The organism is Pseudonocardia sulfidoxydans NBRC 16205 (assembly GCF_007989085.1).
Taxonomy (GTDB): Bacteria; Actinomycetota; Actinomycetes; order Mycobacteriales; family Pseudonocardiaceae; genus Pseudonocardia; species Pseudonocardia sulfidoxydans.
On sequence record NZ_BJVJ01000041.1, the window covers coordinates 25662 to 44262 of the forward strand.

Here is an 18601-nt window from a genome sequence, read left to right on the forward strand (position 1 = left end):
AATTGTGTGTCGACGCGTCACGTCACCGTCGAATGCCGTCCTCGTTGTCGGGCTCGTACCCGGTCGCTCCCCTCGGCCGGGTCGTCCCCGGAGCAGAGGACACGCATGGCCCACCACAGACTCGCGTCCCCTCCGGCGGAGGACGGCCTGCGCAAGCCGGTCGGACGACGCCGGTTCCTCGGTTATCTCATCGCCGCCCCCACGCTGGTGGTCGCCGCCGAGCTGACACGTAACCAGATCTTCGGCGCGCCGGAGGCCTCTGCCGCGGCGTTGCCGTCGGTGCCCCAGACCCCCGAGGCCTACGACCTGCTCGACGCGCTGCGCGACGCCATGCGTCCGACCGCGAACCTGATCCGGATCGAGGTCGGCCGCGACGGCACGGTCTCGTTCGCGCTGCCCCGCTCCGACAACGGTCAGGGAATCGTCACGTCCACGCAGATGATCATCGCCGAGGAGATGGACCTCGACGTCGACCAGGTTCGCGTCACCCTCGCCGACGCCCGCCCCGAGCTGCTGTTCAACCAGATCACCGGCGGGTCGAGCACCACGTTCACGACGTACACGCCGATCCGGGTGGCCGCAGCGCTGGCCCGCGGCCGGCTCCTCGAGGCGGGCGCGCAACTGCTCGCCCAGGACGTCCGCACCGTCACCTCGCGCAAGGGCCTGGTCCTGGGCGCCGGCGGGAGGTCCATCCCGTTCGGCGAGCTGGCCGAGAAGGCCGCGAGCGACACGACCCGCCAGGTCGAGGTCACGCTCAAGGCGCGCGAGAAGTTCTCCGTCATCGGCAAGCCGCACAACAAGACCGACGCCCGCGACATCGTCACCGGCCGCAAGGTCTTCGCGACCGACCTGCAGATCCCCGACGCCCTGCCGACGGTGATCTGCCGCGCGCCCGACCTCAACGGCACCCCCGACGACGTCGACAACCTCGACGACGTCCGCTCCATGCCGGGCGTGACCGACGTCGAGGTCGTCTCCACGGGCGTCGCCGTCCGGGCACGCACGTTCGGTCAGGCCATCGACGCCGTCAACGCGCTGCAGGTCAGCTGGAACCGCGGCACCGTCGCCGGCGAGGACGACGAGTCGATCCTGCGCAGGGTCCGCGCCGCCGAGCTGCCGATGGCGGTGCCCGCGGGCGTCGGTAGGACGATCGACCGGGCGTTCACGTTCTGGACCGCGAGCAACAGCTCGCTGGAGACGAACTGCGCACTGGCCGACGTCCGCTCCGACCGGGCCGAGATCTGGGGTCCGATGAAGAACCCCATCGCGGCCCAGGGCGACATCGCCAAGATCGTGGATCTGCCGATCAGCAAGGTGACCGTGCACGTCACCCAGGGCGGTGGGTCGTTCGGGCGCAAGCTGTTCTACGACGCGGCGCTGGAGGCCGCGGAGTGCTCCAAGGTGTTCGGCAAGCCGGTGAAGCTGATGTGGACCCGCGCCGACGACTCCCGCCAGGGCCGGGTCCACCCGATGTCGACGAGCCGGGTCCGTGCGCAGGTCGGCGCCGACGCCGTCCTGAGCTACGAGCAGCGCCACACCAGCGTCGCCACCCAGATCAACCCGGGCCTCGGCGAGCCGGTCACGGCCGCCGCGGTCAAGGCCCCGCTCGGGAACCTGACGCTGTCGGAGAGCATCTTCGAGCTCACCCAGGTCACCCCGTACGAGTTCGGCGTTTCGACGCGGCTGCTCAACGAGGTCGACATGCGCTTCAACACGAGCGCGATGCGCAACATCTACTCGCCGAACGTCGCCACCGCCCGCGAGCTGATGGTCGACGAGCTCGCCGCGGCGATGGGCAAGGACCCGTACGAGTTCCGCCGGGAGTTCCTGCGGGGGGCGCGGCTGCGGGGCGTGCTCGACGCCGTCGCCAAGGAGGGCCGTTGGGGCCGCTCGATGAAGAAGGGCACCGCGCAGGGTCTCGGCGTCCACACCGAGTACAAGGCGGCGACGGCTGCTCTCGTCGAGATCGACTGCCGGCCCGAGACCGTCGACCGGCCGATCCGTGAGGGCGTGACCGGGCCGCGCGTCACGCGGGTGACGTTCGCCGTCGACGTCGGGCTCGTGGTCAACCCGCGGGGCCTCGAAGCGCAGATGATGGGCGGGATCAGCGACGCGATCGCGCTGATCCTCACCTCCAGCCTGCACCTCACCGACGGCCATTTCGTCGAGGCCAGCTGGGACAACTACTTCTACACGCGGCAGTGGAACACCCCGCCGGAGCTGAACGTCGTGATCGTCGAGTCGGATGCTCCGGAGCCGGGCGGGGCGGGGGAGCTGGGCCTGTCCGCGGCGTGCGGCGCCATCGCGAACGCCTACGTGCGGGCCACCGGGATCGTCCCCGAGTACTTCCCGATCAACCATAAGGACCCGTTCCCGTTCGAGCCGAAGCCGACGGTGCCGCCGATCCCCGAGTCGCCGACCGACGGCCTCGACTTCACGTACTGAGAGGAGCCAGGTCATGGGTACGCACACCTTCACGCTCAACGGCGAACGCGTCACCGTCGACGTCGAGGACGACGTCCGGCTGCTCTGGGTCATCCGCGACATGCTCGGGGTGACCGGCCCGAAGTACGGCTGCGGCATCAACGTCTGCAAGGCCTGCACCAGCCACATCAACGGTAAGGCGTTCAACCCCTGCTCGGTGCCGGTCGGCGCGATCTCCGACGACGACGAGGTCACGACGATCGAGGGTCTCGCCGATGGCGACAAGCTGCACCCGATGCAGGAGGCGTGGCTCGACCGCGACGTCGCCCAGTGCGGCTACTGCCAGCCCGGCCAGATCATGGCTGCTGTGGCGAAGGTGCGGCAGTGCCAGGAGGAGGGTCGCGACCTCGACGACGACGCGATCGAGGAGATCCGCAACATCTGCCGCTGCGGTACCTACAACCGGATCCGTGAGGCCATCAAGGCCGGCGCGGAGAACATGTGAGGCATCCCGTGAAGAAGGCGATCATCGCAGCGTTCGCGCTCGGCGGCGCGGTCCTGCCCGCCGGTACCGCGTTCGCCGACGAGGCACCTCCGAGCGGCGCCGCCCAGGCCGTCAGCGCGGTCGGGGCGACGGGTGCGGACGCGGCCGCCTCGTTCCTCGACGCCGCGGACGGCAACGGCCCGGTCGGCGCCGACGGCACCGAGTCGGAGGTGCCGGTGCCGTCCTACAACTGGGTCGACGGCCCGGTGAGCGGTCTGCTGGACGGCCCGTTCGACTGACTGACCGGTGTGTCCGGGACGGCCGATCTGCGACATCCTTTGACCGGATGTGATGGTGAGCCTCACCTAATGTCGGCGCGTGCCTGCTCTGACCCGCCGCCGCTTCCTGTCGTTCGGTGCCGCTGCCGCGGCCGGCCTCGCTCTCGCCGGGTGCGGCGACGGTGGATCGGCCCCGGCCGCCGGGACGACCGCCCCTGCCGCGGCCGGGTTCCCCGTCACCATCGACGGCGTCCTCGGCCCTGTCACCGTCGAGCGCGAACCGCAGCGGGTCGTGTCCGTCGGCCAGTACCGCGACGTCGACGCCGCCGTCGCGCTGGGCGTGGTGCCGCTGGCGACGCCGACGCTCGCCCCGTTCATCGCGGGCGGCATCTCGCCCTGGGTGCAGACGGCACTGGCGGGACGACCGGCGCCGCAGCTGCTCGAGACCACGGACGGCTTGCCGTTCGAGCAGATCGCCGGGCTGCGGCCCGACCTGATCCTCGGCGCCGACCGCAACGGCCTCGACACCGACTACGCGACGCTCAGCAGGATCGCGCCGACTCTCTCGGCCGGCGCCGGCTACAACAAGGATCCGTGGCCGGTCGCGACGACCCGCGTGGGGACCGCGCTCGGCCGCGCCGACGAGGCCGCGACGCTCGTCGCGGACGTCGAGGGCCGGATCGCGTCGACGAAGACCGCCAACCCCGGCTTCGCGGGCAGGACGTTCGCGTTCGGCCCGGTGCTGTCGGCCAACTCGATCACCGTCATCAACAACGAGGCCGACGCTTCCGCCTCGTTCTTCGCCCAGCTCGGGATGCAGCTCGCCCCCGGGGTGAGGAGCCTGCAGGCGGGCAGCATCCCCAACCGGGCGTCGGTCTCCCCGGAGCGCCTCGACGTCCTCGATGCCGACGTCCTGCTGCTGGCCTACGCCTCCCCGGCCGCGCGGCAGGCCGTCGAAGGCATGGAGCTGTTCCAGCGGATCCCGGCTGTGCAGCGCCGCAGCTATGTCGCTCTGGACTTCCCCGTCGCGATCGCGCTCGGCTTTCCGTCGGCGCTGTCGATCGGGTACGGGCTCGACCAGGTCGTGCCGCAGCTCCGCTCGGCGCTCGCGAAGTAGGTGGCCGGGGTGCGGCCCGTCGCCCGTCGGAACGCGGCGACGAACCCGCTCTCGGTGTCGTAGCCGACCGACCGCGCCACCGACCGGACCGTCGCCCCGGCCGCGAGTCCGGGCAGCGCCGCGCGCAGCCGTGCCTGCGTGCGCCACTGCGAGAACCCCATGCCCGTCTCGGCGAGGAACAGCCGTGACAAGGTGCGGACGCTCGCGCCCACGTCGGCCGCCCACGCGTCGAGACTGCGGTCGTCGGCGGGGCTGGCGAGCAGTGCGTCGGCCACGGACCGGGCCCGCGGGTCCGACGGCACCGGCAACGACAGGGGTGTCACGTCGACGGGCCGCAGCAGGTCGACGACCATGTGCTCCGCGCGCCGGCGCGTGTCGTCGTCCAGGTCGCGCCCGGTGAGGTGCAGGAACAGCTCCCGGAGCAACGGGGTGACGGAGACCAGCGTCGGCGACGTCCAGCCCGCCGTGAACCGTGGACGCAGGTACACCCCGAACATCGACGCGGGCCGGCTCGCGCTCGTCGCGTGCTCGACGCCGGCGGGAACCCACAACGCCAGATTGGGCGCCAACGTCCAGCGGGTGCCGTCGGCGTCGACGCTCAGCACTCCTGACGACGCCCACACCAGCTGGTGGTGCTCGTGGCGATGGGCGGGGAACGAGTCGCCGACGTGCACCTGCAGCGCGACGACGAGCATCTCGCCGTGTGGCGGCCGCTGCAGCGCGTCCCGCTCCATCGCTCCCGCCTCCATGGAAAGGGAGCCTAACCAATGCTGCGGTGGGCGAACGGTGTGCGGACCGGTGTACCGACGACGACCGTCGCCGATCAGGGTGGCCCTGCGACCACGAGGTTTCACTCTTTCGTGTGAGGGAGGGGGGAGTGGGGTACGTACGTCGGCACACCGACGAGGAGGCGCCCCATGGCCGTGCACCGGGACGAGGCATGGAACACGCGGCACCGCTCGGAAGGGCCGCTCAACCGGGCCGACCGCAACTTCGCCGAACTGCTGCAGGAGCTGCGCGTCGTCTTCACCGGCGTGCCGATCCTGTTCGGCTTCCTGCTGACGCTGTCGTTCAGCGAGCGCTTCCGGACCCTCGACGACTTCCAGCAGAGCCTGTTCGTCGCGACCCTGGGGTGTGCGGCGCTGTCGGCGACACTGGTCATCGCGCCCGTCGCCGCGCACCGCGTGGCGTTCCAGCGCAACCGCAAACGTGAGCTGGTCCGTCTGGGCCACCGCATGGTCATCGCCGGCCTCGCCGCGTTCGCGCTGACGCTGTGCTGTGGGGTGATGCTCGTCCTCGACATCGCGCTGGGCCGGATCCCGGCGATGATCGGGGCGGGCGTCCTGGTGCTGGTGACGGTCGTGCTCTGGGTCGGCATCCCGATGCGGCTGCGGCATCCCTCGCAGGCGGATGCGCGGCTCCCCGATCCTGTCCGGAACCTGTCGGACGCCCGGCCGCGCGGCCTGAGCCGCCGGTCCGGGCGGGAGGTCGCGGGCAGGCTCGGCGCGGAGACCTGAGATTGACCTTCCCCACGGCGGTGGGGGAGTCTCGCCGCGGGCCCCGACCCGGAAGGTGGGATCGACGTGGACGTCGCCGAACTGCTTGCGCGCGAGGAGATCCGGGATGTCCTGCTGCGCTACTGCCGCGGCGTCGACCGCGGCGATCTCGACCTGCTGCGCTCGGCCTACCACCCGGACGGCACCGACGACCACGGCGTCTTCTCCGGCAACGCCCACGAGTTCGCCGAGTGGATCCTGAGCCGGCCCGGCCGTGGTGACCTCGTCACGCAGCACCACCTGACCAACGTCTCGGTCGAGGTCGACGGCGACGAGGCGCGCGCCGAGACCTATTTCGTGGCCGTGCACCGCCGCCCCGGCCCGCCGGTGTCGATCGGCCAGTTCGGCGGGCGCTACGTCGACCGGCTCGCCCGTCGCGGCGGGCAGTGGCGCATCGCCGAGCGCGCCGTCGTGCACGACTGGAGCCTGCAGGAGACCGTCGGCCCCGAGTGGGGTGGTCTCGACGCTTTCGCCCGCGGTGGTCAGGCCCCCGACGACCCCGGCCATCGCCTCCTCGCGTCGTCGCGGACGTCACCACGCCCCGACTTGTTTGCTTAGCAGCAAGCAACTACCGTGGGGGGATGCTGCGCGTCGCTCCCCGAACCCGAACGGCACCCGCCGCGGGATCGGTCCTGTCCGACGAGCCGCTCCCCGGTCGATGGCTCGTCTTCGGCGTCGTCGGCCTCGCGCTGCTGCTCGGCTCCATCGACCAGACGTCCGTCGCCACCGCGCTCCCGACCATGCAGAGCGACCTCGGTGGCTCGCTCGGCTGGATCGGCTGGACGATCACGATCTACTCCGTCGGCCAGATCGTCGCCCTGCCCATCGCGGGCCGGCTCAGCGACCAGTTCGGCCGCCGCACCGTCTTCCTCACCGCCGTCGCCGTGTTCACCGCGACGTCCCTGCTCGCGGGCCTCGCCGGGAACATCGCCTTCCTCATCGCGGTCCGCGCCGTCCAGGGCATCGCGGCCGGAGCGATCATGCCCGCCGCGACCGGGATCGTCGCGGAACGGTTCGGCCGCAACCGTGACCGCGCGATCGGCCTGTTCACCAGCATCTTCCCGATCGGCGCGATCGTCGGACCGGTCGTCGGCGGGGTGCTCGTCACCTACACGTCGTGGCGCGCGATCTTCTTCGTCAACCTCCCGCTCGGCGTGATCATCGTGCTCGGCGGGCTGTTCCTCATCGGCCGCGACGGCGCCCGCCGCGTCCAGGCCTCCGCCATCGACTTCGGCGGCATCGGGCTGCTCACCCTCGTCCTCGTCGCCGGGATGACGACGATCACCGCCCTCGGCGGCAGTGGCGACCCCCTGGTCCGCTGGGGGCTGGTCGGCGGCGCGGCCGCGGTCACCGCCATCGCGGTGTGGCGGTTCCTGCACCACGCGCGCGTCGACGAGAACGCCGTCGTGCCGATGCGGCTGCTGCGCGGCAAGGTGTTCGGCCCGCTCAACATCATCAACGTCATGTTCGGCGCCGCCGCCCTCGGCTTCTCGACGCTCGTCCCCCTCTACGCCGAGCAGCGCTACGGGCTCGGGCCCCTCGTCGCCGGCAGCCTGCTGTCGGTGCGGGCCATCGCGATGATCGCGACGTCGTCGCTGTCGGTGGCGCTGCTGCGCACCGTCGGCACCCGGCGGCTGATGCTGATCGGCTACGCGGGAATGGCCGTCGGCACCGGGCTGCTCGCCGTCCCGCCGCCCGGTGCGATGTCCGCCGAGCTGTGGCTGTCGATCACCGCGGGCATCGCGGGGCTGGGCATGGGCACCGCGGCACCGTCGAGCAACAACGCCTCGATGCACCTGGCCAAGCAGGAGATCTCCGCGATCGCCGGGCTGCGGGCCATGTTCCGGCAGTCCGGTGGCATCGCCGGCATCTCGATGACGACGGCGATCATCTCGCTCGCCGCCAACCCCGGAGTGGCGCAGGGATACGCGTTCCTCGGCTTCGCCGCCCTGCTGCTCATCGCCCTGCCGGTGATCTTCCGCCTCCCCGACCACCGCGGTTCCTGGTAACCGACCGCTCACTACGGACGTAACGTTCGGGCGTTCGGTCCCGAGTGGACCCTCGGCGAGAACCGGTTCGACCGGGCCGGGCACCCGAGCGAGACGAGGACGTCCACATGGGCAGCGGAACCGCGTACTCCACCGACGTGCTGGTCGTCGGAGCCGGGCCGATCGGCCTGACCGCGGCGCTGGAACTGCGCAGACGTGGGGTGGCGTGCCGGGTCGTCGACAAGCTCCTGGAGCCGCCGCAGTACGCCAAGGCGGTCGGGGTGCAGGCCCGCACCCTCGAGCTGTGGGAGAAGTCGGGCGTGCTGCCCGCGATGCTCGACGCGGCCGTCCCGATGCTCGGCCAGCAGGTGTACCGCAACGGCGACCGGGTCGCGACGCTCGAGCTGAGGCTGCCGCCCGACATGTCCTACGCGTTCATGGCCCTGCCGCAGTACGAGACCGAGCGGCTGCTGCGCGAGGCCCTCGCCGGCCTCGGCGTCGTCCCCGAGCGCGGGGTCGAACTGGTGTCGTTCACCCAGGACGACGCCGGCGTCACCGCCGAGCTCGCAGGCCCCGACGGACCCGAGACCGTCCGGGCGCGCTACCTCGTCGGCGGCGACGGCGCGCACAGCACCGTCCGCAAGGCGCTCGGGCTGAGCTTCGAGGGCGGCGCGTTCGCCGAGGAGTACATGCTGGGCGACGTCGAGGTCGACTGGTCGGTCCCGCGCGGCTGGAGCCTGCGCGCGACGACCGAGGACGACGGCAAGGTCGTCGACGCGCTGGTCTGCATCCCGCTGCCCGGGCACAAGCGCTACCGGATGTCGATGCTCGTCCCGCCCGAACTGTCCACCGCCGCGCCCGGCGCGAACGAGATCGCCCACGGGTTCGAGGCCGGACGGGCTCCCGAGCTGCACCACATCCAGGCCGTCCTCGACCGGCTCGCGCCAGAGCCGACGACGGCGCGCAACCTGCGCTGGTCGTCGGTGTTCCGGATCAGCCACCGCATCGCGGGCGCGTACTCCGGCGGTCGCGCGTTCATCGCAGGCGACGCCGCGCACATCCACCCGCCGACGGGCGCCCAGGGCATGAACACCGGCATCCAGGACGCGGTCAACCTGGCCTGGAAGCTGGCCGCGGCGGTCCACGGCACCGCCGCGCCGAGGCTGCTCGACAGCTACGACGCCGAACGCCGGCCCGTCGGCGAGGAGGTCGTCGGGCGCACGGTGAAGGCCGCCAGGACCGGCATCCAGCTCGACTCCGCCGACCCGTTCGCCGCCGTCCGCCGCGAGGCGCAGCTGCTGGTGGGCTACCGCGGCAGCCCGATCGTCGGACCCGTCGACGACGCGCTGCCCGCCGGTGCCCCGCAGCCGGGCGACCGTGCCCCCGACGCGCGTGGGCTGGTCCGCGACATCGTGCAGTTCCCCGTCCGGCTGTTCGAGCTGCTGCGCGCGCCCGGTCACACCGTGCTGGTCTACGCCGACTCCGACGCGACCGCCGCCGGGATCGACGACGTCGTCGCCGCCACCCGGGCCGCCCTGGGCGACGACGTGCACGCCTACGCCGTACTGGCAGACGGCGTCGACGCCCCCGACCTGCAGGCCCCGGCCGTGCGCGACGCCGCCGGGGCGTTCCGGGAGGCCTATTCGACCACCGACGGGACGGTGCTGGTGGTGCGCCCGGACGGCTACGTCGGCCATCGCGGGACCGTCGCGGACGTCGCCGGGATCGTCGGATACGCCGCCCTCGTGGCCACTGCGGCCGGGAGCCGCGTGCCCGTCGCGGGGTGATCCGGATCACGACCCCCTCGGTTGTGCCGGTGGCCCGCTGCAGGAAAGGCTCGTTCGGAAACGATTCCGGCGACCCGTGAGGAACATAGAGTGAGCCTCTCCAGCGGCGACACCATCCCCGACGTCACCCTGACGACGATGACCAAGGACGGGCCCGCCCCCGTCGCCAGCCGCGAAGCCCTCGGCACGGGGACCGTCGTGCTGTTCGCCGTGCCCGGCGCCTTCACGCCGTCGTGCTCCGACCAGCACCTGCCCGAGTACGTACTGCGGGCCGACGAACTGCGCGCCAAGGGCGTCGACACGATCGCGTGCATCGCGGTGAACGACGCGTTCGTCCTCGACGCGTGGGGCCGCTCCCGCGAGACGGGCGACTCGGTCGTCATGCTCGCCGACGGCAACGGCGACTTCGCCAAGGCCGTGGGCCTGGAGCTCGACGCCACCGGCCTCGGCCTGGGCGTGCGGTCGCAACGCTACGCGGCCGTCCTGCAGGACGGCGTGGTCCGCGACATCTGGGTGGAGCAGGTCCCCTCGGACGTCACGGTCAGCTCGGCCGGCGCGGTGCTCAAGACCCTCTGACACGGCGCCGCACACCTTCCGTGCGTGCCGCACAGGCTGCAGCCCGTGCGACGCGTACGAAGGGTGTGCGGCGCCGCCGCCGATACGTCGCCGCTTCCGGTCGTCGTCGAGTCGTGGCAGGGTCGGCGAAATGGACGCGCGCGCGATTCGCCAGGCGTATCTCGATCTGCTGGCCGAACACGAGCACGTGGTGATCGAGCGCGCGCCGCTCGTCCTGCGTGACGACCCGACGACGTTGTTCACGGGCAGCGGGATGCAGCCACTGCTGCCGTACCTGTTGGGTGCCGAGCACCCCGACGGCGCGCGGCTCGCCGACGTCCAGCCGTGCCTGCGGGCGCAGGACATGGACGAGGTCGGCGACAACCGGCACACCACGTTCTTCGAGATGCTCGGCAACTGGAGCCTCGGCGACTACTCGAAAGCCGAGCAGATCCCGATGGTGTGGCACTTCCTCGTCGACATCGTGGGGCTCGATCCGGAACGCATCTACATCACCGCGTTCATCGGCGACGCGTCGCACGGGATCCCGCGCGACGAGGAGAGCGCCGACATCTGGGAGCGCCTGTTCCGCGAGAAGGGGATCAGCTTCGACCGGATCGACCTCGACACCGAGGAGTACGGCAACGAGCACGGCAACCAGGGCGCGCGGATCGCGTTCTACGGGCACAAGAACTGGTGGAGCCGCTTCGGCGGGCCCGACGACATGCCCGTCGGCGACCCGGGCGGCCCCGACTCGGAGATCTTCTACTTCTTCCCGCAGGTCGAGCACGACACCGCGTACGGCCGTTACCCGCACCAGAACTCCGACGGCGGGCAGTTCATGGAGATCGGCAACTCCGTCTTCATGACGTACCGCCGCACCGAGACCGGCGTCGTCGACCTGCCCAAGCACAACGTCGACTTCGGTGGCGGCCTGGAGCGGATCGCGGCGGCGTCGATCGACAACCCCGACGTCTACCACGTGAGCCTGCTGTGGCCGATGGTCGAGCGGCTGCAGAAGGTCAGCGGCAAGAGCTACGAGGAGGCGACGACGGCGATGCGCGTCGTCGTCGACCACCTGCGCGGCGCGGTGTTCCTGGCCGCCGACGGGGTGAAGCCCAGCAACGGGAAGCAGGGCTACGTGATGCGCCGGCTGCTGCGCCGCGCGATGCGGTTCGGGCTCGACCTCGAGCTGACGGCGGGCGTGGCGGCCGAGTTGGTGCCCGTCGTGGCCTCGGTGTACTCCGACGTGTACCCGGAGATCGCGGCCAAGGAGGCCGAGATCGTCGCGGTGATCGCCAAGGAGGAGAAGCTCTTCGCGCGGACGCTGCGCAAGGGGTTGTCGATGGTCCGCCGGCTCGGTTGCACCCAGGCGCTGATCACCGGCGCGAACCTGTTCGAGCTGCACGACACGTTCGGTATGCCCATCGAGCTCTCGGTCGAGGAGGCGGACCGGCAAGGCATCGCGCTGGACGGCACGTGGCAGGCCGATTTCGATGCGCTGATGGACGAGCAGAAGGCCCGCTCCCGTGCCGCGGGCTGACCTCACCGCGCGCCGCAGGCCGACCCGAGCCGGGCCGCAAACCGGGCGCAACCTCACTGTCGTCGTGGCGCGGAATCACGACAGTGAGGTTGCGCGCGGCTGGGGGCTTCGCGCAGGAGGACGACTCCGCTGTAAACGAAGAATGGGCCGTCCGGAATCCCGGGCGGCCCATTCTTCGACGTTTGGTGGAGGACTCAGGAATTGAACCTGACAAGGCGTCCCAAGTACGCATCCCCCTTGTAGGGCGAAACGTACCGCGGTGATCGTCGGCAGGCAACCCCGGATGTCAATGCTGTTCATGCCCCCCTGATCGGGTCGCCGCGATCAACTGCCACGCGGTGGCGTCGGGCAGATACGCACGGGTGAGTGCGACGCCGATGCGCGGCAGGTCGGCCTCGTCGCGGAACGCCAGGTGCACCGGCTCGTAGCGGGGCTGGAACTTCGCCTTGAACGCATGCAGGGACCGGAAGCCGTAGAAGGGTTCCAGGGCCCCGCCGAGGCGGTCGAGCAGCCGGTCGGTGCGGTCGAGCTCGGCGGGCGAGACGTCGCCACGCGCGAGCGGCGCCCCGGACAGCGACACGAACTCCGCGCCCTGCTCCCGGAACCGCAGGCACGCCGACGCGATCATGAACTCCATGACGGACCGGAACCCGTCGCTGCGGCGGCGCATGACGTCGAGGGTCCAGCCGCGGACCTCCCCGCCCTCGGCGTAGACCGGCAGCCACGACGTGACGCCGTGCAGCGAGCCCGTCGCGTCGATCGCGATGCCGACGCGCACCTTCGGGTCGAGCGCCTCGTCGACACCGCCGAGGGTGAAGCCCATCTCGGGCAGGTCCTTGTCGCCCACCCACTCCTGCGAGATGGCGCGGACCTGGGCGAGGATCGCGAACGGCTGCTCGGCGAGCGTCACGATCCGGAACTCGATCGACTCCTTGCGCGCCTTGTTCAGCGCCGACCGGACGTCCTGCCATGCCTTGCCCTTGAACTCGAGTCCGGGCAGGTCGATGAGGGTGTCCTCGGCGATCTGGACGGTCCGCCAGCCGGCGGCACGGGCGGCGTCGGCGGCCGCGTCGGTGACGGAGAACAGGGCCGGGATGAGCCCGCCGCGCTCGGCCATCGTCGCGAACTCGGTGACGGCGGCGGCGATGGTCGGGGGCGGGACGACAGGGTCGGCGAGGGCGAGTGCGACGCCGGCGTGGCGTTCGTAGCCGATGTAGCCGCGGCCGTCGGCGGTGAACAGGTAGCGCATGGCGGGCCACGTCGTCATCCACGACATCGTCGAGCCGCCCACGGTCTCGAGCATCGCCTTCGCGCGGCTCATGCCCTCGCCGCCGGCGTCGAGCGCGCCGACGCCGCCGGGCATGCGCCGCTTGAACCTCCCGCGGAACGCCTGCCGGTTCAGCACGAGCAGCGTCAGCTCGCCGAGCCAGAGCAATCCGCCCGCCAACGAGATCGGTGCGCCCAGGGGCAGCTGTCCGGCGACGATCAGCACCAGCGCCAGCACGGCGACGGCGATGTTCAGCAGCCCGAGCACCAGCGCGGCCCACCACGCCCAGCGCTTCCCGTTGCGCAACGCGTTGGCCACCAACGCGATCAGGGCCAGCTCGATCAGGACGTCGGCGATCGGGCCGGCCTCGCCCGTCGTCGCGCCGAACGGCCCGCGGCCGGGGAAGAGCAGCACGATGAGCTGGGTGAGGCCGATGACGATCAGCCCGCCGAACGCCATCATCCGGGTCTCGCGCGGCGTGCGCGGCCCGAAGCCGGGTTCGACGCCGTAGCGCCACTGGCCGACCAGCAGCCCGACGCCGACGCCGACGGCGTGCGAGACGTCGGACAGCGTGCCCTCGAACAGGAACGCGGTGGTGACGTAGAACCACAGCAGCGCGCGGACCCGCAGCCGCCACGGCGAGCGCAGGGTCGCGGAGGTGACGGCGACGACCGTCAGCATGCCGGTGGTGAACCCGACGTCGCGGGCGCCGGCGAGGTCGCGCGCCCACACCCACGTGGTGGTGGACAGCGCCCAGACCAGCAGCGACGCGACGAGCACACCCCCGACCTGGCCCGCGATCGCGGTGACCATGGTGCGCCGGGTGCCCAGCCGCAGCTCGCACGCCCCGACGAGAACGGCGAACAACACCACGCCGGTGACGTACTGCGCCGGCGTGATCGCGAACAGCCAGCCGGTGAACAGCGTCCAGACCTTGCCCTCCCGCAGCGCGGGGACGCCGTAGGCGACCTGCGGGAACCAGCCGACCCGCCAGATCGGTTCCCAGATCGTCCGCACGGCCACGCCGACGACGAGCGTCGCCACCACGACCGTGATGGTGAACGGGATGCGCCGCAACGCGTTCGGCGTCGCGGCGGCCAGGCGGCCTGCCCAGGCCTCGAACCCGCCGGCCTGCCCCGGCGTGATGGGCGGAACGGCGGCTGTGGTCACGTCGTGAATCCCATCCGTGGTGAGAGGAAGTCGAGCGCGGGTACGAGGGTGGCCGTCGGGACGCCCCAGGAGTGCCCCTGCCCGGGGACGATCTGCGTCGTGACGGTCATGCCGGCGTTCTTGGCGGCCGTCGACACCTCCGTCATCCACTGCTGGGTCGTCGGCTCGTCGCTACCGGCGGCGAAGAAGCCCCACGAGTCCGGGTAGGTCTTCTGCGACAGCAGGGTCAGCGGGGTCAGCGCGTCGAACGCGGCGGTGTCGCCGTGGAAGGCCTGCTGGACCGTCTGGGTGCGGTCGGAGCTGATGGCGGGCTCGCGCTCGCCGGCGAGGTCGATGAACGACGGGAATAGGTCGGGGTGGCGCGTCGCCATCTGGACGGCGCAGGTGCCGCCGAACGACCAGCCGCCGAACGCCCAGTGCGCCTTGTTGGTGTCGACGCCGACGTTGGCGGTGATCCAGTCGACGACGTCGCGGGTCAGGTAGGTGTCGGCCTTCGCGATGTCGGAGTCCATGCACATGGTGTTGGCGTCGTCGGCGCCGTTGGGGTCGACGACGACGGTGACCGGGGCGAGCCCGTTGTGCGTGGCGGCGAACCCGTCGAGGAGCTGCTGCAGCCGCCCGGAGACGATCCAGTCCTGCGGGCCGCCGGGCTGGCCCGACACCAGGATGAGCACGGGCAGCAGCGGCGGGTTCGGGCTGGTGTAGGCGGGCGGCAGGTAGATCCATGCGGGCCGGGCGTTGAACCCGGACACCGTCCCGGGGATCGGCGCCGACTCGACGCGGCTGCGGCCCGGGTTGCCCTTCCACCGGGTCACGACGGGTGTCGCCTCCGACGCCGACCTGACCCCGGACGCCGCGGCGAACGCCGACACGTCGTTCTCGTCGCTGGAGACCAGCGTCCCGAGCGTCGGGTACTCCTCGAAGTAGACGTTGATCTGCGACGCGGCGGTGGCGAGCGCGACGACGGTGCACACGACGGCGGTGACCTTGCGCCCCACCGACGACGCGAACATGCTGCCGACGCCCAGCGCGAACACGCCCACGCCGACGGCGATCCACAGCCGCACGGTGCCCGGCAGCGGCTCGGGCAGCAGGTCGAACACGGTGAGGACGAGCCAGTTCAGCAGGAAGTACGTGAGCACCGCGAGGACGGCCGCGACGGCGATCGTGATCATCGATGCGCGGCCGCCGCGGGCGAACAGCACGAACAGCGCGATACCGCCGAGCACCAGCAGGACGACGGGCAGCCACCCGTTGATCAGCGAGAGTTCAGCCACGGAGCCGCGCCGTGGATCGGTTGTCACCCATGCTCGTTCACGTCCCCTCGGCGGTGGATCGCGGTGCGAGCCCCGACGGCACGGACCGGCCGGACCGTGGCGCCGTGCCGGAGGGTCCGTAGTCGGTTACTCGCCGATGATGACCTTGGCGTTTCTCCCTCCTGGCGCGCGAGTCCTCCGTCGGGTGATCCTGACAGCGACCCGAGCAGGACACCCGTGCCCCGCCCCCGCGCGTTCTGCGGCGGGGTGCTGGGCTTTCCGGAGGGCCGGTCCGCGCCGCGGTGGGTGGACTTCTGCTCGACCCCGCCGGGAACGCGTTGGAGTTCAAGGTCTTCGCCGACCTGGAGCTGCTGTTCACGACGTGACCGGCCGGGATCAGAGGTCGGCGGTCGTCCCGGCGCCACCGTGGGGGACGTGCTCGTGCGCAGCGCGCGGGCCGCCCGCGTCGGACTCTTGCTGTCGCACGATCGATCTCGGGACCGCCCCGGCGGGTGTGGTCTCGATGTGCCTGAGGGTGTGTCGGGTCAGCATGAGCACCATGGGCAGTCCCAGCAGGACGAGCATCGCGGCGTAGGGCGAGGCCGCGGTGAAGTCGAGTGACTCCCCGTTCGTGGTGGCCCACAGCTGCGACGACAAGGTCTGGGCGTTGTACGGGATGAGCATCAGCGTGGTGTTGAGCTCCTTACTGGCGTCGAGCCCGACGAGCAGCGCGCCCGCGAGGAAGCCCGGTATCGCGAGCGGAAGGTTGATCCTGAGGAACGCCCGGAGGGGGCGGGCGCCGAGGGACGCGGCGACGTCGTCGTAGGCGCGGCGGGTGACGGTGAGACCGACACGTTGGTTCGCGACGGCGAGCGGCAGGAACAGGATGACGTAGCTCGCCACGAGGACGCTGGGAGTTTTGTACAGGTCGGGGACGGCGCGGGTGGCGAGGTAGACCAGTGCGAGCCCGAGGATGGCGCTGGGGAGGGCGTGCGCGGCCCAGATGCAGCGTTCGGTGAGGGTGGCGAGCGTGGAGGGCCGGCGCGTGATCCACCAGCTGACCGGCAGCGCGAGGACGGAGGCCACCAACGCTGCGGCGACGGCGTAGCCGAGTGTCGTGGTCAGGGCGCTACCGACCTGCGCCCAGTCGACGTCGATGTGGCGCTCGGGGGTGGTCAGGCCACGGACGGTCATGAAGAGGGTCGGGCCGACCGCGATCCCGGGCACGACGAGCGCGAGCGCCGCGACCGGGATGCGAAGCGGGCCGAGGTCCCAGCGCCGCGGCGGTCGCGCTGTCCCGCGGGCGAGGTCGGTGGCGTGGCCGCGCCCGGTGAGCCACCGGGTCACCAACAGGACGATGATCGACAGCCCCATGAGCAGCAGCGACAGCGACCGGGCCGAGCGGTAGTCACCGTAGTCGAGCATCTCACCCATCACCTTGGTGGTGAGCGTGCTGCGGCCGAGCTGGTCCATGGCACCGAACTCGGCCAGCACGTGCAGGGCGACGATGAGGACTCCGCCCCCGATCGCGGGCCGCAGCGCCGGCAACACGACCCGCCACAGGATCGTCGCTCGCCACGGTCGAAGACTCGCCGCGACCTCTTCGTGGGCGGGATCGACGGCGCGCAGGGCGATCACACTCGGCAGGAACACGTAGGGGTAGAGCGTCAGCGCCATGACCATCGACGCTCCCCAGAAGCTGGTGGCCAGCCCGAGCCGGGGGGCGTAGACGAGCTCGGTGGAGTAGGCGGCGTATGCGCTGACGAACCCGGGGACAGCCAGGGGCAGCGCGAACAGCACCGTGAACAGCTTCGGGTAGGGCAGTGTCGTGCGCACGACCAGCAGCGCGGCACCGACCCCGACGAGCACGCTGACCGTACTGATCACGACGGTCAGTTCGACCGTCTGCCAGATCGCGGCACCGACGCCCGGGTAGCGGAGTTGTCGACGGATGTCGTGCCACGAGACACCCGTGGCCAGCAGGTACAGCAGCGGGAGCAGGGAGAACAGGCCGACGGCGACCGCGGCAGTGGCGGTCACCGTCGGCCCGAGACGTACCCGGGTGTTGCTGAACATCAGCCCTTGGACAAGCCGAGCTGCTTGAGCAGGTCCTCGGCCTGCGAGGAGTCGGCGAGCTCGTCCATGTCGAAGGCAGGCGACTTGACCTCGCTCAGGTCACCCGCGATCGAGCTGGCCACTCCCGGTGCCACCGGGTACTGCGCCTCGGACACCTCCGCCGGGGCGTCGGCGATCAGCTTCTGCCCACCGTCCTTCGACGTCACCCACGCGATGAACTTCTGCGCCTCGGCCTGGTGCGTGCTCGCCTTCAGTACACCCGCACCGGAGGACAGGACGAGGTTGCCCGCGTCCTCGGCGGGGAAGTGGTAGATCTTGGAGACGAGCTTGTCCGGGCCGCCCTTCTGCCCCGCGAGGACCCACCAGTAGTAGTGGTTGGACAGGCCCATCGCGTGCTTGCCCGCCTCCACGGTGTCGCGCACGTTGCCGTTCTTCTGCTCGTTGACGCCGTTGGCCTTGATCCCTTCCAGGAAGGTCGTCGTCTTCGCCTCACCCTGTGTGGCGATCAGGTACTGGGTGGTGGCGACGAACGCGCCGGACGGGGCCCACGCGAACTTGCCCGCGTACTGCGGCTCCACGATCTCGGCCAGCGTCTTGGGCAGCTGGTCCTGCGAGATCACCGTCGGGTTGTAGTACAGCACCCGACTGCGGGCGGCGTACGCGGCCCACAACCCCTTCGGAGAACTCAGACCCGGGCGGACCTGGTCGAGCGTCGTCTGATCGACCGGCGCGAGCAATCCGGCCGCGCCGAGCTGCGCCACCGGGGTCGGGTCCTCGGACAGGAAGACGTCGGCTTTGCCGGCGCCCCCCTCGGCCTCGATCTGTCCGACCGTCGCGTCGTTCTGGATGTTGAACTCGACCCCGGTCTCCGCGGTGTACGCGTCGGTCAGCCCCTTGATCAAGTCGGCATGCTGATCGGTGTACACGGTCAACGTCGCGGTGTCGGTCGCCGAGCCGGCAGCAGGGTCAGAGCCGTCTGCGGTCGATCCGCCGGAGCCGCCACACGCGGCCAACGTCACACCCAGAATGGTCGCCACAGCGGCCGTCATCGTCCGCCGAGGATATTTGGTTTTCATCCTGCCGACCTTCCTGTTCAGTGC

15 protein-coding genes are annotated in these 18601 nt (G+C 71.2%); 10 read left to right on the forward strand and 5 right to left on the reverse strand.

Annotated features, from left to right (window positions below; genetic code table 11):
* Positions 1-105 precede the first annotated feature (105 nt).
* The 4 genes from PSU4_RS19040 to PSU4_RS19055 all read left to right on the forward strand — a co-directional run bounded on the left by PSU4_RS19040 (position 106) and on the right by PSU4_RS19055 (position 4303).
* A complete protein-coding gene (locus PSU4_RS19040; RefSeq protein ID WP_147110166.1) occupies positions 106-2445 on the forward strand; it encodes a molybdopterin cofactor-binding domain-containing protein in 2340 nt (779 codons plus the stop codon).
* Positions 2446-2458: 13 nt separating this feature from the next.
* Entirely contained in the window at positions 2459-2929 is a 471-nt protein-coding gene (locus tag PSU4_RS19045; RefSeq protein ID WP_147110168.1) for a (2Fe-2S)-binding protein, read from the forward strand.
* A complete protein-coding gene (locus tag PSU4_RS19050; RefSeq protein ID WP_147110170.1) occupies positions 2926-3207 on the forward strand; it encodes a hypothetical protein in 282 nt (93 codons plus the stop codon). The genes PSU4_RS19045 and PSU4_RS19050 overlap by 4 nt, the downstream gene beginning before the upstream one ends.
* A gap of 79 nt (positions 3208-3286) precedes the next feature.
* Positions 3287-4303 carry an ABC transporter substrate-binding protein gene (locus tag PSU4_RS19055; RefSeq protein ID WP_147110171.1) on the forward strand — a complete coding sequence of 339 codons (1017 nt, stop codon included), beginning with the start codon at positions 3287-3289 and terminating at the stop codon, positions 4301-4303.
* Here the strand turns inward: PSU4_RS19055 and PSU4_RS19060 are convergent.
* Positions 4189-5052: an AraC family transcriptional regulator gene (locus tag PSU4_RS19060; RefSeq protein WP_246115211.1), complete on the reverse strand. Its 864-nt coding sequence runs from the start codon at positions 5050-5052 to the stop codon at positions 4189-4191. The genes PSU4_RS19055 and PSU4_RS19060 overlap by 115 nt on opposite strands.
* A gap of 168 nt (positions 5053-5220) precedes the next feature.
* Between PSU4_RS19060 and PSU4_RS19065 the strand changes: the two genes are divergently transcribed.
* From PSU4_RS19065 to PSU4_RS19090, 6 genes are all read left to right on the forward strand, one after another.
* On the forward strand, positions 5221-5820 hold the full coding sequence (locus PSU4_RS19065) for a DUF6328 family protein (protein ID WP_147110173.1): 600 nt from the start codon (positions 5221-5223) through the stop codon (positions 5818-5820).
* A gap of 66 nt (positions 5821-5886) precedes the next feature.
* Positions 5887-6417 carry a nuclear transport factor 2 family protein gene (locus PSU4_RS19070; protein ID WP_186817055.1) on the forward strand — a complete coding sequence of 177 codons (531 nt, stop codon included), beginning with the start codon at positions 5887-5889 and terminating at the stop codon, positions 6415-6417.
* Between the two features lie 23 nt (positions 6418-6440).
* Positions 6441-7868: an MFS transporter gene (locus PSU4_RS19075; RefSeq protein WP_147110177.1), complete on the forward strand. Its 1428-nt coding sequence runs from the start codon at positions 6441-6443 to the stop codon at positions 7866-7868.
* Between the two features lie 107 nt (positions 7869-7975).
* On the forward strand, positions 7976-9634 hold the full coding sequence (locus tag PSU4_RS19080) for an FAD-dependent monooxygenase (protein WP_147110178.1): 1659 nt from the start codon (positions 7976-7978) through the stop codon (positions 9632-9634).
* Between the two features lie 90 nt (positions 9635-9724).
* Positions 9725-10210 (forward strand): peroxiredoxin, encoded by a 486-nt coding sequence (locus tag PSU4_RS19085; protein ID WP_147110180.1) that lies wholly within the window; start codon positions 9725-9727, stop codon positions 10208-10210.
* A gap of 130 nt (positions 10211-10340) precedes the next feature.
* Positions 10341-11732 carry an alanine--tRNA ligase-related protein gene (locus tag PSU4_RS19090; protein ID WP_147110182.1) on the forward strand — a complete coding sequence of 464 codons (1392 nt, stop codon included), beginning with the start codon at positions 10341-10343 and terminating at the stop codon, positions 11730-11732.
* Positions 11733-12018: 286 nt separating this feature from the next.
* Here PSU4_RS19090 and PSU4_RS19095 read toward each other — a convergent pair whose 3' ends face one another.
* The 4 genes from PSU4_RS19095 to PSU4_RS19110 all read right to left on the reverse strand — a co-directional run bounded on the left by PSU4_RS19095 (position 12019) and on the right by PSU4_RS19110 (position 18577).
* Complete coding sequence (locus tag PSU4_RS19095) at positions 12019-14169, reverse strand: bifunctional lysylphosphatidylglycerol flippase/synthetase MprF (RefSeq protein ID WP_246115212.1); 2151 nt, start codon at positions 14167-14169, stop codon at positions 12019-12021.
* A complete protein-coding gene (locus PSU4_RS19100; RefSeq protein WP_147110184.1) occupies positions 14166-15446 on the reverse strand; it encodes an alpha/beta hydrolase in 1281 nt (426 codons plus the stop codon). The genes PSU4_RS19095 and PSU4_RS19100 overlap by 4 nt, the downstream gene beginning before the upstream one ends.
* Before the next feature lie 375 nt (positions 15447-15821).
* Positions 15822-17501, reverse strand: coding sequence for an ABC transporter permease (locus PSU4_RS19105; RefSeq protein ID WP_147110186.1), 1680 nt, complete (start codon positions 17499-17501; stop codon positions 15822-15824).
* Positions 17501-18577, reverse strand: a complete 1077-nt coding sequence (locus tag PSU4_RS19110) for an extracellular solute-binding protein (RefSeq protein WP_147110188.1) — start codon at positions 18575-18577, stop codon at positions 17501-17503. The genes PSU4_RS19105 and PSU4_RS19110 overlap by 1 nt, the downstream gene beginning before the upstream one ends.
* Positions 18578-18601 lie beyond the last annotated feature (24 nt).

Coding starts and splice junctions, on each gene's coding strand:
- PSU4_RS19060 (WP_246115211.1), bottom strand. CDS start 5,052: ATGGAGGCGGGAGCGATGGAGCGGGACGCGCTGCAGCGGCCGCCACAC.
- PSU4_RS19080 (WP_147110178.1), top strand. CDS start 7,976: ATGGGCAGCGGAACCGCGTACTCCACCGACGTGCTGGTCGTCGGAGCC.
- PSU4_RS19110 (WP_147110188.1), bottom strand. CDS start 18,577: ATGAAAACCAAATATCCTCGGCGGACGATGACGGCCGCTGTGGCGACC.
- PSU4_RS19090 (WP_147110182.1), top strand. CDS start 10,341: ATGGACGCGCGCGCGATTCGCCAGGCGTATCTCGATCTGCTGGCCGAA.
- PSU4_RS19040 (WP_147110166.1), top strand. CDS start 106: ATGGCCCACCACAGACTCGCGTCCCCTCCGGCGGAGGACGGCCTGCGC.
- PSU4_RS19045 (WP_147110168.1), top strand. CDS start 2,459: ATGGGTACGCACACCTTCACGCTCAACGGCGAACGCGTCACCGTCGAC.
- PSU4_RS19065 (WP_147110173.1), top strand. CDS start 5,221: ATGGCCGTGCACCGGGACGAGGCATGGAACACGCGGCACCGCTCGGAA.
- PSU4_RS19075 (WP_147110177.1), top strand. CDS start 6,441: ATGCTGCGCGTCGCTCCCCGAACCCGAACGGCACCCGCCGCGGGATCG.
- PSU4_RS19105 (WP_147110186.1), bottom strand. CDS start 17,501: ATGTTCAGCAACACCCGGGTACGTCTCGGGCCGACGGTGACCGCCACT.